Genomic DNA, 12,595 nt, shown 5'->3' with positions numbered 1-12,595 from the left:
ACCTAAATATCCAAACCGATATCGAGGACGCGCACCGAGTGCGTCAGCGCCCCCACCGCCAGGTAGTCCACTCCGGTTCGGGCGTAGGTCGCCGCCGTCTCCAGGCTGAGCCCGCCGGACGACTCGAGCAGCACGGTGGGTGCGCGTGCATCGCGTCGCTGCACCGCCATCTGGGTCTGCCACACCGGGAAGTTGTCCAACAGGATCAATTCGGGCTTTTCGGGCAACACCGCGTCGAGTTGCTCGAGCGAGTCGACCTCCACCTCGCAGGGCAGCTCGGGTGCGGCAGTGCGCACCGCCCGCAACGCCTCGACCACCGATCCCGCGGCGGCGACGTGGTTGTCCTTGATCAACGCCGCATCCCCCAGGCCCATCCGGTGATTGACGCCACCGCCGACGCGCACCGCATACTTCTGCAACGCACGCAGACCCGGCAAGGTCTTGCGGGTGTCGCGGATCTTGGCCTTGGTGCCGTGCACCGCGTCGACCCAAGCCGCGGTCACCGAGGCGATTCCCGACATGTGGCAGATCAGGTTGAGCATGGTGCGCTCGGCGGTCAGCAGTCCGCGTACGTCGGCCCGCAGAGTCAGCAACGGCTCGCCCGGCTGTAGCCGCACGCCGTCATCGACGCGGTGAAGCACCCGGTATCCGCCGTTGCCGATCACCTCGTCCAGCACCATCAGGGCGACGTCCACTCCGGCGATCACGCCGACTTCCCGGGGAACCATCGACGCTGTGGCCACCGCGCCGGCGGGCACCGTCGCGATCGTGGTGACGTCCGGCCCAAAGCTCAAGTCCTCATCGAGTCCGCGCCGAATGGTCTCCCGAGCGGCATCCCGCTCCCGATCAGACAGCACCATCAGCCCACCGCAGCTAACGCCGGCACACCGACCGTGTGGTGGTCATCGGCCAACTGAACCACGATGCTGCGGGCCTGCTCCGGGGTGGCATCCGGGTACTCGGCACGATGATGACAGCCGCGGCTTTCGGTGCGCGCCAAGGCGGCGGCAGCCACGACGCGGGCGGCAACCGCCAACGACAGGTCTTCGAAGTCCCGACGGCCCGCGACCCTGCGCACCGGTCCGGCCAGCGATCCGGACAGCCGCCGCAGCCCGTCGGCGGTGCGCACCACCGATGCTTCCCGACTCATCGCCCGTTGCAGCTCGGCACGCTCCGGGGCAGTGTGCAGGATCGGCTCAGGCAAGCTTGCGCGGCGCCGTCCGACTACCGCCGCATGCGCGGCCGCACCCCTTCCGGCCCGCCCGCCGACCACGAGGCCTTCGAGCAGGCTGTTGGAGGCCAGCCGATTGGCGCCGTGCATCCCGGTGCGGGCAACCTCACCGGCGGCGAACAACCCCGGTAGTTCGGTCTGGCCGAATACGTCGGTGACGACGCCACCGCAGCTGTAATGCGCGCCCGGGACCACGGGGATGGGCCGGCGGACCGGGTCGATGCCGACGGCGCGGCACGAGGCGGTGACGGTAGGGAACCGCGATTCGAAACCGTCGATGCCACGCGCGTCGAGATAGACGCACGGGTCGCCGGTGGCCCTCATCCGGGCGTCGATAGCCGCCGCGACGACATCGCGGGGCGCCAGATCACCCATCGGATGAACGCCTGCCGTAATGGAACGGCCTTGGCGGTCGAGCAATTTCGCGCCTTCGCCGCGCAGCGCCTCGCTGACCAGCGGGCACCGGCCGCCGCTGCCTACCGCGTAGAGCATCGTCGGATGGAATTGGATGAACTCGAGGTCGCTGACCGCCACACCGGCCCACAACGCCAGTGCGATGCCGTCGGCGGTGGAGCCGTCGGGGTTGGTGGTCGCGCTGTACAACTGCCCCAGCCCGCCGGTGGCAAGGATCACCGACGGAGCACTGATGATGCCGACGCCGCGCGGGCTGAGCACCAACACGCCGGTCACCGCGGCGTCGTCGCGAAGCACCCGCATGACCACATGGCTGCCGCGGATGTCCAGCGCCCCGGCCGCGTGGTCGAGCGCCCGCTGGACCTCGGCGCCGGTGGCATCGCCTCCGGCGTGCACGATGCGTCGCTGCGAGTGCCCGCCTTCACGCGTGAGCGCCCAACGGCCAGGCGAAGTTTCGTCGAATCGCGCTCCGTCGCCGACGAGTTCGGTAACCGCGCGGTAGCCATCGGCGACGATCGAGTACACCGCGCCGGCATCACACAAGCCGGCCCCCGCGGCCAGCGTGTCGGCGACGTGGGCCTCGACGGAATCGTCGGTGTTCGGCAACACCACCGCTATGCCGCCCTGCGCGTAGTGTGTCGCGGTCACCCCGACCAGCTGGGCCGCCTTGTTGAGCACCACGACGCTGCGGCCCGCGCGATGGGCCGCCAGCGCGGCGGCCAGGCCGGCCACGCCGGTACCGACCACAACGACGTCGACGGCATCGCGCCAGGCAGGCGCGGTCGTCATTCGCCACCGCCAGGTTGTCCGATTTCGATCATCCGCTGGACACTGCGCCGGCCCGCGGCCGCGACGTCGGGATCGACATGGACTTCGTCGGCCCCCTCCACCAGACAACGCAACAAAGCCGCGGGCGTGATCATCTTCATAAACTTGCACGACGCACGGTCGTTGACCGCCCGGAAGTCGACTTCCGGCGCCGCCCGGCGCAGTTGATGCAGCATTCCTACCTCGGTGGCGACCAGCACCTTGCGGGCACGGGTTTGGCGGGCCGCATCCAGCATCCCACCGGTGGACAGAATCTTGACCCGCTCCTGGGGGAAGGCGCCTTCTCCTGCAAGGTAGAGCGCCGAGGTAGCGCAGCCACATTCCGGATGCACGAACAGTTCGGCATCGGGATTGGCACGCGCCTGGTCGGTGAGCTCTTCACCGTTGATCCCGGCGTGCACGTGGCATTCGCCGGCCCATACGTGCAGATTCTGGCGACCGGTTACGCGGCGCACGTGTGCACCGAGGAATTGGTCCGGGCAGAACAGCACCTCACGATCGGGGTCGATGGAGGCCACCACGTCGACTGCGTTCGACGAGGTGCAGCAGATATCGGTGAGCGCCTTCACCTCGGCCGTGGTGTTGACGTAGGAGACGACGACCGCGCCGGGGTGCTCAGCCCTCCAGGCACGCAATTCGTCAGCAGTGATCGAATCGGCCAGCGAGCAGCCGGCCCGTTGGTCGGGAATCAGCACTGTCTTTTGCGGGCTGAGGATCTTGGCGGTCTCGGCCATGAAGTGCACCCCGCAGAAAACGATGGTGTCTTCGGGCGCATCGGCGGCGATGCGCGACAGTGCCAGCGAATCCCCGATGTGGTCGGCGACGTCTTGAATGGCGGGCAGCTGGTAGTTGTGGGCCAGTATCGTGGCTCCGCGCAATCGCGCCAGTCGACGCACTTCGGCGGCCCACTGTGCGTCACCGTCGACCCCGGTGTAGCCGGTTGGCGTATCAGTGATCCGAGCGGTCATGTCGGTGATGCCAGTGCCGAGCGTGTCCATGCGACTCAAGACCGTCACTGCGGCTCCTTTCACGCCAGCAGGTTTTCGACTTACAATCGAAAACATGCCCCATGGTAACACCGCGCATGAAGTCCTGGCCGTCGTATTCCAGGTTCGCATGATCACCGTCGGCCGGGAGCAACAGTCGAGTGCCGAAAAACCACAGCTCAACGTGCTTTTATGGCAACGTGCCCAGGACCCGCAAAAGGGCGCGTGGTCGCTTCCGGGGGGACGGCTGCGCAACGACGAGGATTTGACGACCTCGGTGCGCCGCCAACTGGCCGAGAAAGTCGATCTGCGTGAACTGTCCCATCTCGAACAGCTGGCCGTGTTCTCCAATCCGCATCGGGTGCCGGGCACTCGGGTGATCGCGTCGACCTTCCTGGGGCTGGTTCCCTCCCCCGCCACCCCCGAGTTGCCCGACGACACCCGCTGGCATCCGGTGAATTCCCTGCCACCAATGGCCTTCGATCACGGCCCTATGGTCGCCCATGCCCGCGCCCGACTCGTCGCCAAAATGTCGTACACCAATATCGGGTTCGCGTTGGCTCCCAAAGAATTCGCGCTGTCCACACTGCGCGGTATCTACGGTGCCGCGTTGGGCTATCAGGTCGATGCCACGAACCTGCAGCGAGTCCTGGCGCGTCGCAAGGTGATCACCCAGACCGGTACCGTGGCCCAATCCGGGCGCAGCGGCGGCCGTCCGGCGGCGCTGTACCGGTTCACCGATTCGCGGCTGAGGGTCACCGACGAATTCGCCGCGTTGCGGCCCCCCGGCCAAGCCTGAAAGTTCGGGCAGGACGGCTTCGGCTTCCGCAACTTCTCCGGGTCGGCGTGTCGCCAAGGATTGCGGTCTCACCGGATCTGAATGCCCAGCTCACCGATTGTGACGAGCGGCACGCCGCCTCCTTATCGCTCCAGCGACCGACGATGCCGTAAGTTGCATAAGAACTGAGTAAGGCTATATAAGAGGTAGCTAAGAGGCGCTGGCCGCCGTTTGAGGTGCCGGCGCCTGACTATGACTGGGCTGGTCGCGCTGTCTCCTGGTCCGGGACACATTGATGCGCGAGACGCCAAGGCCGAGAAGGGAGCCCGATGGTTAGCGTCGGCAATCTGGCAGATGCGCGCGCCGCGGAATGGATCGGCCGACCCTCGCATGAGGAGTTGCAGCGCAAGGTGCGCCCATTGCTGCCGTGCGACGATCCCTTTTATCAGGCACCGGCGGGCTACCAGCATGCCGAACCCGGAACGGTACTGCGATCACGTGACGTCGAGCTGGCGTTTCTGGGTCTGATTCCGCAATCCATCACCGCGACTCAGCTGCTGTACCGGACGACCGATATGAACGGCAACCCCGAGGCGACGGTGACCACGGTGATCCTGCCCGCCGAAGCCGCACCGGGGCAGACCTGTCCGCTGTTGTCGTACCAGTGTGCGATCGACGCCATAACCTCGCGGTGCTTTCCGTCCTATGCGCTGCGGCGCCGGGCCAAGGGCCTCGGATCATTGACTCAGCTGGAGCTGTTGTTGATCACCGCCGCCGTCGCCGAGGGTTGGGCGGTCTCGGTACCCGACCACGAAGGCGTACGAGGACTGTGGGGGGCTCCGTATGAACCCGGCTACCGCGTCCTGGACGGCATCCGGGCGGCCCTGAATTCGGAACGTCTCGGGTTGTCCCCGTCGGCGCCCATCGGGCTGTGGGGTTACTCGGGCGGCGGTCTGGCCAGCGCCTGGGCCGCTGAAATGTCCGGGGACTACGCGCCGGAGCTGGATATCGTCGGGGCTGTGCTGGGATCACCGGTCGGCGACCTGGGTAACACTTTCCGCCGGCTCAACGGCACCCTGCTCGCTGGCCTGCCCGCGCTGGTGGTGGCTGCGCTCTCACACACCTACCCCGGGCTGGACCGGGTGATCAAGCAACACGCCAACGACGCCGGGATCGACCTGCTCAAGCGGCTGGAGGGGATGACGACAATCGAAGCGGTTGTCCGCACGGCGAACAAGAACTTGGGCGACTATTTGGACGAGCCCCTCGAGGACGTCCTGTCCACCCCCGAGATCGTGCACGTCTTCCAGGACATCAGGCTGGGGGCCGCGGTACCGGCGCCCCCGGTCCTGATCGTTCAGGCGGTCCACGACTATCTCATCGACGTCGACGACATCGACGCGCTCGCCGAGGCGTATTCGGCCGGCGGCGCCAGAGTCACCTACCATCGGGACGCCTTCAACGAACACATGGTGCTGCACCCGCTGTCGGCTCCGATGACGCTGCGCTGGCTCACCGACCGGTTCGCCGGGCGGCCGCTGAGCGAACATGTCATCCGGACTACCTGGCCGACCATGTTCAACCCGATGACCTACGCCGGCATGGCCCGACTGGCCGTCATTGCCGCCAAGGTCATCACCGGGCGCAAAGTCCACCGCCGGCCGCTCTGACGGCGGTCAAGCCACCCCGGCTTCTGACATCGGCGCGTTTGACGCCGGCTCACCGGCCGGACAGCGGCCCAAGTCGTCACGTGCGGTCCCGGCCGCAATCACCGCGTACACCAGTGACGCGGTGGCCGCCGGCGACAGTAGCGTGGCCGCCACCAGCGACGGCCGCCAGCCAAAGAACACCGGCGGCGCCTGCGTGACGTACGTCAGCGCATGCTCGCCGCTTGCCAGCGGCACCGTGTCGAAATCCAGCGCGCCGTAGCGCAACCGAACCAGCAACGCCCCCACCGCCGCCGCTGCCGCCGCGGCGCCGACCATGCCGACCGAAAGCGCGACGACCATCCCCGGTCCCCGGTGTTCACGCCACTGCCACACCAGCACTGCCGCCACCACCGCCACCACACCCGACAGTCCGAGCATCAAAAACGGGGCGATGAAGAAGTTCTGCGATTCTTCGCCCAAATATTCGTGCACCCGCTCGCCCGCGCGGGTGAGCGCCACAACCGCATGGATCGGTGGCGCCACCCACGCCCACAACGCACCGATCACCAAACCGGTCAGCGACAAACCGAGCACCACGGTGATGGCCACACTTTTACGGGATGCGCGATCGGTGCCGGACGACTCTAGACCGGCCGGCGGGCTGGCCGTCTGCGGCGCCGGCGCACTCTGCGGCGCAGATTCCTCGGTCACCGCTGCGCCTCCAGATCGGATGAATCCACCTGTCCGTGACGGGAACATCGTGCCCGCCACCCATCGGGACGAACCTGCACGGTCATTCGCCGGCCGCACACTGCACAGAACCGTGGTGGCTCGAGACCCAATTGAGCGGCTGTGGGCGTGGCCGTGCCCGCCGGTTGCCCGGTGTAGACGTTGTAGGCACCGCCAACGACCGGATCGCCCCGATTTTCGACCACGTTTGCCGCCTTCTCACAAGGTGGCGTTGAGCGCCTTGATCGGCATCTGTAGGTCGTCGAGCAACTGGAGGTCGGCCTCGGCGGGGCGGCCAAGGGTGGTCAGGTAGTTGCCGACGATCACCGCGTTGATGCCGCCCAGAATCCCCCGCCTGGCACCAAGGTCGCCCAGGGTGATCTCGCGGCCACCGGCGAAGCGCAGCATCGTGCGCGGCAGCGCCAGCCGGAAAGCGCCCACAGCCTTGAGCGCTTCGCTGACCGGCAGCACCTCCAAGTCGCCGAATGGGGTTCCCGGGCGCGGGTTGAGAAAGTTCAACGGCACCTCGTCGGGGTTCAGCTCGGCGAGGTTGGCAGCGAATTCGGCCCGCTGCTCCACCGTTTCGCCCATGCCGAGGATGCCGCCGCAGCACACCTCCATGCCGGCGTCACGCACCATCGTCAGCGTCTGCCACCGCTCCTCCCAGGTGTGCGTGGTGACGACCTTGGTGAAGTACGAGCGGGCCGTCTCCAGGTTGTGGTTATAGCGGTGCACACCCATCGCCGACAGCTGCTCCACCTGCTGGGCGCTCAGCATGCCCAGCGAGCAGGCGATGTTGATCTCGACTTCGTTGCGAATCGCCTCGATACCGGCCGCGACCTGGGCCAGCAGCCGGTCGTCGGGCCCGCGTACCGCGGCCACGATGCAGAACTCGGTGGCACCGGTCTTAGCGGTCTGCTTGGCCGCCTCAACCAGGCTGGGAATATCCAGCCAGGCGCTGCGTACCGGGGAGCTGAATAGGCCCGACTGAGAGCAGAAATGACAATCCTCGGGGCAGCCGCCGGTCTTCAGGCTGATGATGCCTTCCACCTCGACCTCGGGACCGCACCACCGCATCCGCACCTCGTGCGCCAGCCCCAGCAGCTCCTCGAGCCGCTCGTCGGGCAGCTGCAGCACCCGCAGCACCTGATCCTGGTTCAAACCCTCACCACGCTCCAGCACCTGCTGGCGGGCCTCGGCCAAAATGTCGGCAAGATTGTCCGGGTCGGGCACGCCATGCTGGCCGGCGTCGGTCGTCGGGCGGATCGGCGCTTGAGTCACCAGGTACTCCCCTACATCTTTGTCGTATCCGAGCGTTCGGAACGCAGTTATGGTTCGGGGCCGCAGCGAATACGCGGCCCGAACTAAAACGGTGTTCAGGCTAGGGTAACGGTCTGCACGGGCCCAACAGCTTGTGGGCATGCAGCCGCGGCACCCGCCGCTGGGTATCGCACCTGCGTAGTCACCGTTTGGCGTGGGTACGGTGATTTTATTGGGCCATGTGGATGGCCTTCGGTACTGGTCTGGGCCTGGCGGCCTGCGGTGGCTCACCGAACCAGCCGCCCGCCGGGGGCTTGGCCACGATCAACGTCGCTTGGTCACCGGGCACATCGTGGCGGTGATTGCGGCGCACGACAAGGCCCTGCGGCTGCTGCCGGCCGGCCATCAGCTCACCGGGCAGCTCACCATGATGCTGGTCATGGTCGGCTACACATTCACCGGCTTGTACCTGCGGATAGTCAGCAGATGGGGTGCTCGAGCCGCTTGTTGCCCTCCCAGCGGCGCAGGCCGGCGAAACTGCCGTTGATCTGCGCCGGGCGTCCCGCGATGCGCAGCGCCCGTCCCAGCTGGCCGCCACCCACGCGGCGGGCCAGCGTGACGTGGGCGGTCCACTGACCGGGCAGGCTATTGGACATCGGAGCCGGCGCCGTATGCGGCAGGCAGACCCGGTGCACCTCGGCATGCAGTGCCAACAGCTCGCTCGTCGGCACCACCAGGCGCGTGAACACCACGTTGGCACGGCCGAAGAGCACCGGCGCGCCGATCGCACAGTTCAGTGGCAGTTCGCCGGCAACCGGATGCAGCAACGCATCGACATCGGAGTCGATGTGGTCGGCGACGGCCAGCGTCACGTGCGGCCGGCTGGCGGGCGCCTGGCTGGGTATGCCGGCGGCGGCCAACTCGGCCCAGATACGGCGGACCGCCGCCTCAGTATCGGGGTCGAAGACCAGCTCGATCGAATGAACCATCAGACGACCAGGGTTCTCACCCACTCGGGGTCAAACGCGGCCGCGCTGATGGCCGCGAAGTCTTCGGCCACGCCGGCGCCCGCTGGAAGTACTGCCCGCACCGGAGCCATCCGGGCCAGCGCTTCCCGATTGGAGGTCTCGACCAGGCTCGGGTGGGCCGGCCAGCTGCCGATCACCAGCCCGGCACAGGAAACCCCTTGGGCGGCAAGTGCTTCGAGTGTGAGCGCGGTGTGGTTGAGGGTGCCAAGTCCGGCGCCGACCACGACCAGCACCGCGGCCGGCAGGGCGACGCCGAGATCGCGCAGCGTGACGCCGCCGTCGGCGAGGTCGACCAGCAAGCCGCCCGCGCCCTCGACGAGAGTCAGCCGGCCCGGGCGGTCCAGACTCCTGATGAGCTGCAACACCTGATCGCGCGCGGGCAACGCCATCCCGGCCTGCTGGGCCGCCGCCGCCGGCGCCATGGGTAGCGGGTAGCGCGCCAACCCGGCGAGCTCGGTCACCCCGGACATCCGGCCCACCTCGGCCAGGTCGTCGTCGCCGGCGCCGGTACCGGTCTGTACGGGCTTGCACACCGCTACGTCGATGCCGGCCTGGCGCGCGTGTGACGCCAGCGCCGCACTGGCGATGGTCTTACCGACGCCGGTGTCGGTCCCGGTGACGAGCAGTACGGTCAACCGCGCGCCACAGCCAGGGCGTCGGTCAAGACACGGCGAGCCAACTCCTGCTCGTCGGCACTCAGCGAGGCGCGCGCCGTCAGCCGCAACCGCGACGTCCCGGCGGGCACCGTCGGAGGGCGGAAACAGCCGACCTTGACGCCGGCGTCCAGGCAGGCCGCCGCGGTCGCCACCGCCACCTCCGGGTCACCCAGCACCACGGACACCACGGCCGATTCCGGCGGTGCGGGCACACCGCAGATCCCGGCCAGGCGGCGGGCATGTGTGAGGACGGCGTCGGGCCGCCATGGTTCAGCCTTCAACACTCGCAGCGCGGCACCCGCCGCGCCCACCGCCGCCGGTGCCAGACCGGTGTCGAAGATGAACGGCCGGGCCGCGTCGATCAGATGAGCACGCACCGCTGCCGGCCCCAGAACTACACCGCCCTGGCTGCCCAGCGCCTTGGACAACGTCGTCGTCATCACCACATCAGGCGCACCCGCCAGCCCGACTTCGTGCAACAGCCCGCGCCCGCCGCCGCGTACCCCCAGACCATGCGCCTCGTCGACCACAAGCAGCGCCCGGTGCCGACGGCACACCTCGTGTAGCTCGCGGATGGGCGCCAGGGTGCCGTCGGCGCTGAACACCGAGTCGGTGACGACGACGGCGCGCCGCTCGGAGCGCGATCCCAGTGCCGCTTCCACCGCATCGAGGTCGCGGTGCGGGGTGACGACCACTCGGGCCCGCGAAAGCCGGCAGGCATCCACCAGGGACGCGTGCGAGTAGGCGTCGGACACCAACAGCGAACCGGGACCGGTTAAGCCAACAACAGCTCCCAGGTTGGCGGTGTAGCCGGAGGAGAACAACAACCCCGAAGAGGCGCCGACGTATTCGGCGAGCTCGGCTTCGAACTCCTGGTGCAGCTCGGTGTCGCCGGTGACCAGGCGGGAACCGGTGGCACCGGCGCCCCACACCCGCAGCGCCTGGACACCGCCGTCGATGACATCGGGATGCTGGGACAGGCCGAGGTAGTCGTTGGATGCCAGGTCCAGTTCGGTGGCGACGGCGGGACGTGGCCGCAGCGAGCGCCGCAACCCGGCCGCGCGGCGCTGCCGCTCGACCTCGTCGAGCCACGCCAGCGGTGACGTCTCGATCGGTGCCCGCGGGAAGGCGTTCATAGACGTTCAGACTACGAGTCGCGCGACCTCGACCATCGCAGAGGTGATCTGCGCAATCTCGGCGGGCGGACAAATGTAGGGCGGCATCGCATAGACCAGGTTGCGAAACGGGCGTAGCCAGACACCATGGTCCAGGGCCACCGGGGTGGCGACGGTCAGATCGACCGGCCGCTCGCATTCGATGACGCCGATGGCGCCGCACACCCGTATATCGGTGACCGCGGGCAATGTTCGGGCGGGCTCGAGCCCTGCGGTCAGTCCGGCCGCTATCTCGGCGATCCTCGACCGCCAGTCCTGTTCGAGCAGCACCTCGACGCTGGCCACCGACACCGCGCAGGCCAAAGGATTTGCCATGAAAGTGGGCCCGTGCATCAGCGCACCTGCCGCGCCGGTGCTGATGGTGTGCGCAATGCCGGTGGTACACAAGGTGGCGGCCAGGCTGAGATATCCGCCAGTGAGCGCCTTTCCGACACACATGATGTCCGGGCTCACCCCGGCATGGTCGGCGGCGAACAGTTCGCCGGTGCGGCCGAATCCGGTGGCGATCTCGTCGAATATCAACAACACGTCGTGGCGACGGCAGATGTCGCGCACGTCGCACAAGTAACGCGGGTCGTGGAAGCGCATTCCGCCCGCGCCCTGCACGACCGGCTCCACGACCACCGCGGCCAACTCGGCGGCATGCTCGGCCAGCTGCACCTCGAACGCCGCGCTGTAGCCGGGGTCGTAGTCCCGCGGCACCTGCGGAGCGAACACCTGCCGGGCCAAGATGTCGGTCCATAGCGAATGCATGCCGCCGTCAGGGTCGCAAATGCTCATCGGCGTGAACGTGTCGCCGTGATAACCGCCCCGCCAGGTCATCAACCGGTGCTTGGCGGGCCGGCCGCGGCTGCGCCAGTACTGCAGTGCCATCTTCACCGCGACCTCCACCGCCACCGAGCCGGAGTCGCTGAAGAACACCGTGTCCAGGCCCTGCGGGGTGAGCTCGACCAGCAGCCGCGCCAGCCGGGCCGCCGGCTCGTGGGTCAGGCCGCCGAACATCACATGGTTCATCGTGGCCAGCTGAGTGGTCAGGGCCGCATCCAGAACGGGATGGCCGTGACCGTGGATGGAGGTCCACCACGAGCTCATCGCGTCGAGGACCCGGATCGGGTGGCCGTCGCGGATCAACGTGAGCCAGGCGCCATGGGCGGCGACTGCCACTACGGGCGGGAGCGCTTCGGCGCCGATGGTGCTGTAGGGGTGCCAGAGGTGGGCGGCGTCGATCGCGCTGATCTGCTCGGGCGTCAACCCGGGCGTTACCGCGGCAGCCATGGAGACCGAGAGTAATGCAGGCGCCGCGCCGCCCATCGCGGTCGCGGGTCGCGGAAACCGCGACCATCCGGGAGCATGCATGGCATGGCTGCGCCGAATCGTCCCGAAGACCGTCCCGGCTCCGGTACCGCCGACCCTCAGGCTCCGCGGGTGCTCAAGCTGCGGATCGTCCCGTGGGATGTGATCAGCACGGTTGTTGTATCGGGGTTGCTGCTTTATCTGGTGACCGCAACCAGTTGGCCGTCGCGGCTCTTCGCTTTCACCGACAACGTATGCCTCTCCGAAGATTGCCCGCCGGTGCCCTACGGCGCCAACTATTACATCTATCCGCTGATGTGGGGCGGTATCGGCGCCGCCATAGCCGCGGCGGTCATCGGGCCGTTCGTGTCCATGGTGAAGGGCTGGTACATGTCCTTCTGGCCGATCATCGCAGTCGGCGTCATGACCGTCACGTCCGTACTCGGGTATGCGCTGGCCGGCTTCAGCGAACGATATTGGCCCTGATCGCCGCATCTGGTTGATCACGCGGCGGCAACGTCGGTGAGACCGAAATCACAACTGCCCGCACAAGATTGGGCCAACCCAG

Annotated in this window: 14 protein-coding genes; 3 read left to right on the top strand and 11 right to left on the bottom strand. The window is 67.8% G+C overall.

Going from position 1 to position 12,595, the window contains the following annotated elements; genetic code table 11:
• Nucleotides 1–2: 2 nt before the first annotated feature.
• From nadC to nadA, 3 genes are read right to left on the bottom strand one after another with little or no spacing between them, the layout of a single operon-like run.
• Nucleotides 3–860 carry a carboxylating nicotinate-nucleotide diphosphorylase gene (gene nadC / locus MKAN_RS26550; protein ID WP_023373607.1) on the bottom strand — a complete coding sequence of 286 codons (858 nt, stop codon included), beginning with the start codon at nucleotides 858–860 and terminating at the stop codon, nucleotides 3–5.
• A complete protein-coding gene (locus MKAN_RS26545; protein ID WP_023373605.1) occupies nucleotides 860–2,434 on the bottom strand; it encodes an L-aspartate oxidase in 1,575 nt (524 codons plus the stop codon). Before MKAN_RS26545 ends, nadC begins: the two co-directional genes overlap by 1 nt.
• Nucleotides 2,431–3,489 (bottom strand): quinolinate synthase NadA, encoded by a 1,059-nt coding sequence (nadA, locus tag MKAN_RS26540; RefSeq protein ID WP_023373603.1) that lies wholly within the window; start codon nucleotides 3,487–3,489, stop codon nucleotides 2,431–2,433. Before nadA ends, MKAN_RS26545 begins: the two co-directional genes overlap by 4 nt.
• A gap of 46 nt (nucleotides 3,490–3,535) precedes the next feature.
• Here nadA and MKAN_RS26535 point away from each other — a divergent pair, with 46 nt between their 5' ends.
• Together MKAN_RS26535 and MKAN_RS26530 are read left to right on the top strand one after the other, a co-directional pair.
• Nucleotides 3,536–4,258: an NUDIX hydrolase gene (locus MKAN_RS26535; RefSeq protein WP_023373601.1), complete on the top strand. Its 723-nt coding sequence runs from the start codon at nucleotides 3,536–3,538 to the stop codon at nucleotides 4,256–4,258.
• A gap of 308 nt (nucleotides 4,259–4,566) precedes the next feature.
• The gene (locus MKAN_RS26530; protein ID WP_023373599.1) at nucleotides 4,567–5,907 is read left to right on the top strand and encodes a lipase family protein; all 1,341 of its coding nucleotides are present in this window, start codon (nucleotides 4,567–4,569) and stop codon (nucleotides 5,905–5,907) included.
• Between the two features lie 6 nt (nucleotides 5,908–5,913).
• Here MKAN_RS26530 and MKAN_RS26525 read toward each other — a convergent pair whose 3' ends face one another.
• The 8 genes from MKAN_RS26525 to MKAN_RS26500 form a co-directional block, all read right to left on the bottom strand.
• Nucleotides 5,914–6,495 carry a DUF2567 domain-containing protein gene (locus MKAN_RS26525; RefSeq protein WP_225722969.1) on the bottom strand — a complete coding sequence of 194 codons (582 nt, stop codon included), beginning with the start codon at nucleotides 6,493–6,495 and terminating at the stop codon, nucleotides 5,914–5,916.
• Nucleotides 6,496–6,593: 98 nt separating this feature from the next.
• Entirely contained in the window at nucleotides 6,594–6,821 is a 228-nt protein-coding gene (gene bsaP / locus MKAN_RS30090; RefSeq protein ID WP_080674163.1) for a biotin synthase auxiliary protein BsaP, read from the bottom strand.
• Nucleotides 6,822–6,834: 13 nt separating this feature from the next.
• Nucleotides 6,835–7,896 carry a biotin synthase BioB gene (gene bioB, locus MKAN_RS26520; protein ID WP_023373595.1) on the bottom strand — a complete coding sequence of 354 codons (1,062 nt, stop codon included), beginning with the start codon at nucleotides 7,894–7,896 and terminating at the stop codon, nucleotides 6,835–6,837.
• 208 nt (nucleotides 7,897–8,104) lie between these two features.
• Nucleotides 8,105–8,281 carry a hypothetical protein gene (locus MKAN_RS31255; RefSeq protein WP_023373593.1) on the bottom strand — a complete coding sequence of 59 codons (177 nt, stop codon included), beginning with the start codon at nucleotides 8,279–8,281 and terminating at the stop codon, nucleotides 8,105–8,107.
• Between the two features lie 73 nt (nucleotides 8,282–8,354).
• Complete coding sequence (locus MKAN_RS26515) at nucleotides 8,355–8,864, bottom strand: 2'-5' RNA ligase family protein (protein WP_023373591.1); 510 nt, start codon at nucleotides 8,862–8,864, stop codon at nucleotides 8,355–8,357.
• Nucleotides 8,864–9,538, bottom strand: coding sequence for a dethiobiotin synthase (gene bioD, locus MKAN_RS26510; protein WP_023373589.1), 675 nt, complete (start codon nucleotides 9,536–9,538; stop codon nucleotides 8,864–8,866). Before bioD ends, MKAN_RS26515 begins: the two co-directional genes overlap by 1 nt.
• Nucleotides 9,535–10,695, bottom strand: coding sequence for an 8-amino-7-oxononanoate synthase (locus MKAN_RS26505; RefSeq protein WP_023373587.1), 1,161 nt, complete (start codon nucleotides 10,693–10,695; stop codon nucleotides 9,535–9,537). Before MKAN_RS26505 ends, bioD begins: the two co-directional genes overlap by 4 nt.
• A gap of 6 nt (nucleotides 10,696–10,701) precedes the next feature.
• Nucleotides 10,702–12,009 carry an adenosylmethionine--8-amino-7-oxononanoate transaminase gene (locus tag MKAN_RS26500; RefSeq protein WP_036395409.1) on the bottom strand — a complete coding sequence of 436 codons (1,308 nt, stop codon included), beginning with the start codon at nucleotides 12,007–12,009 and terminating at the stop codon, nucleotides 10,702–10,704.
• Nucleotides 12,010–12,093: 84 nt separating this feature from the next.
• On the opposite strand from MKAN_RS26500, the gene MKAN_RS26495 reads away from it, so the two are divergent.
• Nucleotides 12,094–12,513, top strand: a complete 420-nt coding sequence (locus tag MKAN_RS26495) for a hypothetical protein (protein ID WP_036395355.1) — start codon at nucleotides 12,094–12,096, stop codon at nucleotides 12,511–12,513.
• The last annotated feature ends 82 nt before the right edge of the window (nucleotides 12,514–12,595 follow it).

The organism is Mycobacterium kansasii ATCC 12478 (assembly GCF_000157895.3).
GTDB classification, from domain to species: Bacteria; Actinomycetota; Actinomycetes; order Mycobacteriales; family Mycobacteriaceae; genus Mycobacterium; species Mycobacterium kansasii.
The sequence above is the reverse complement of the archived record's forward strand: the minus strand, read 5'-3'. Positions and strand labels throughout refer to the sequence as shown.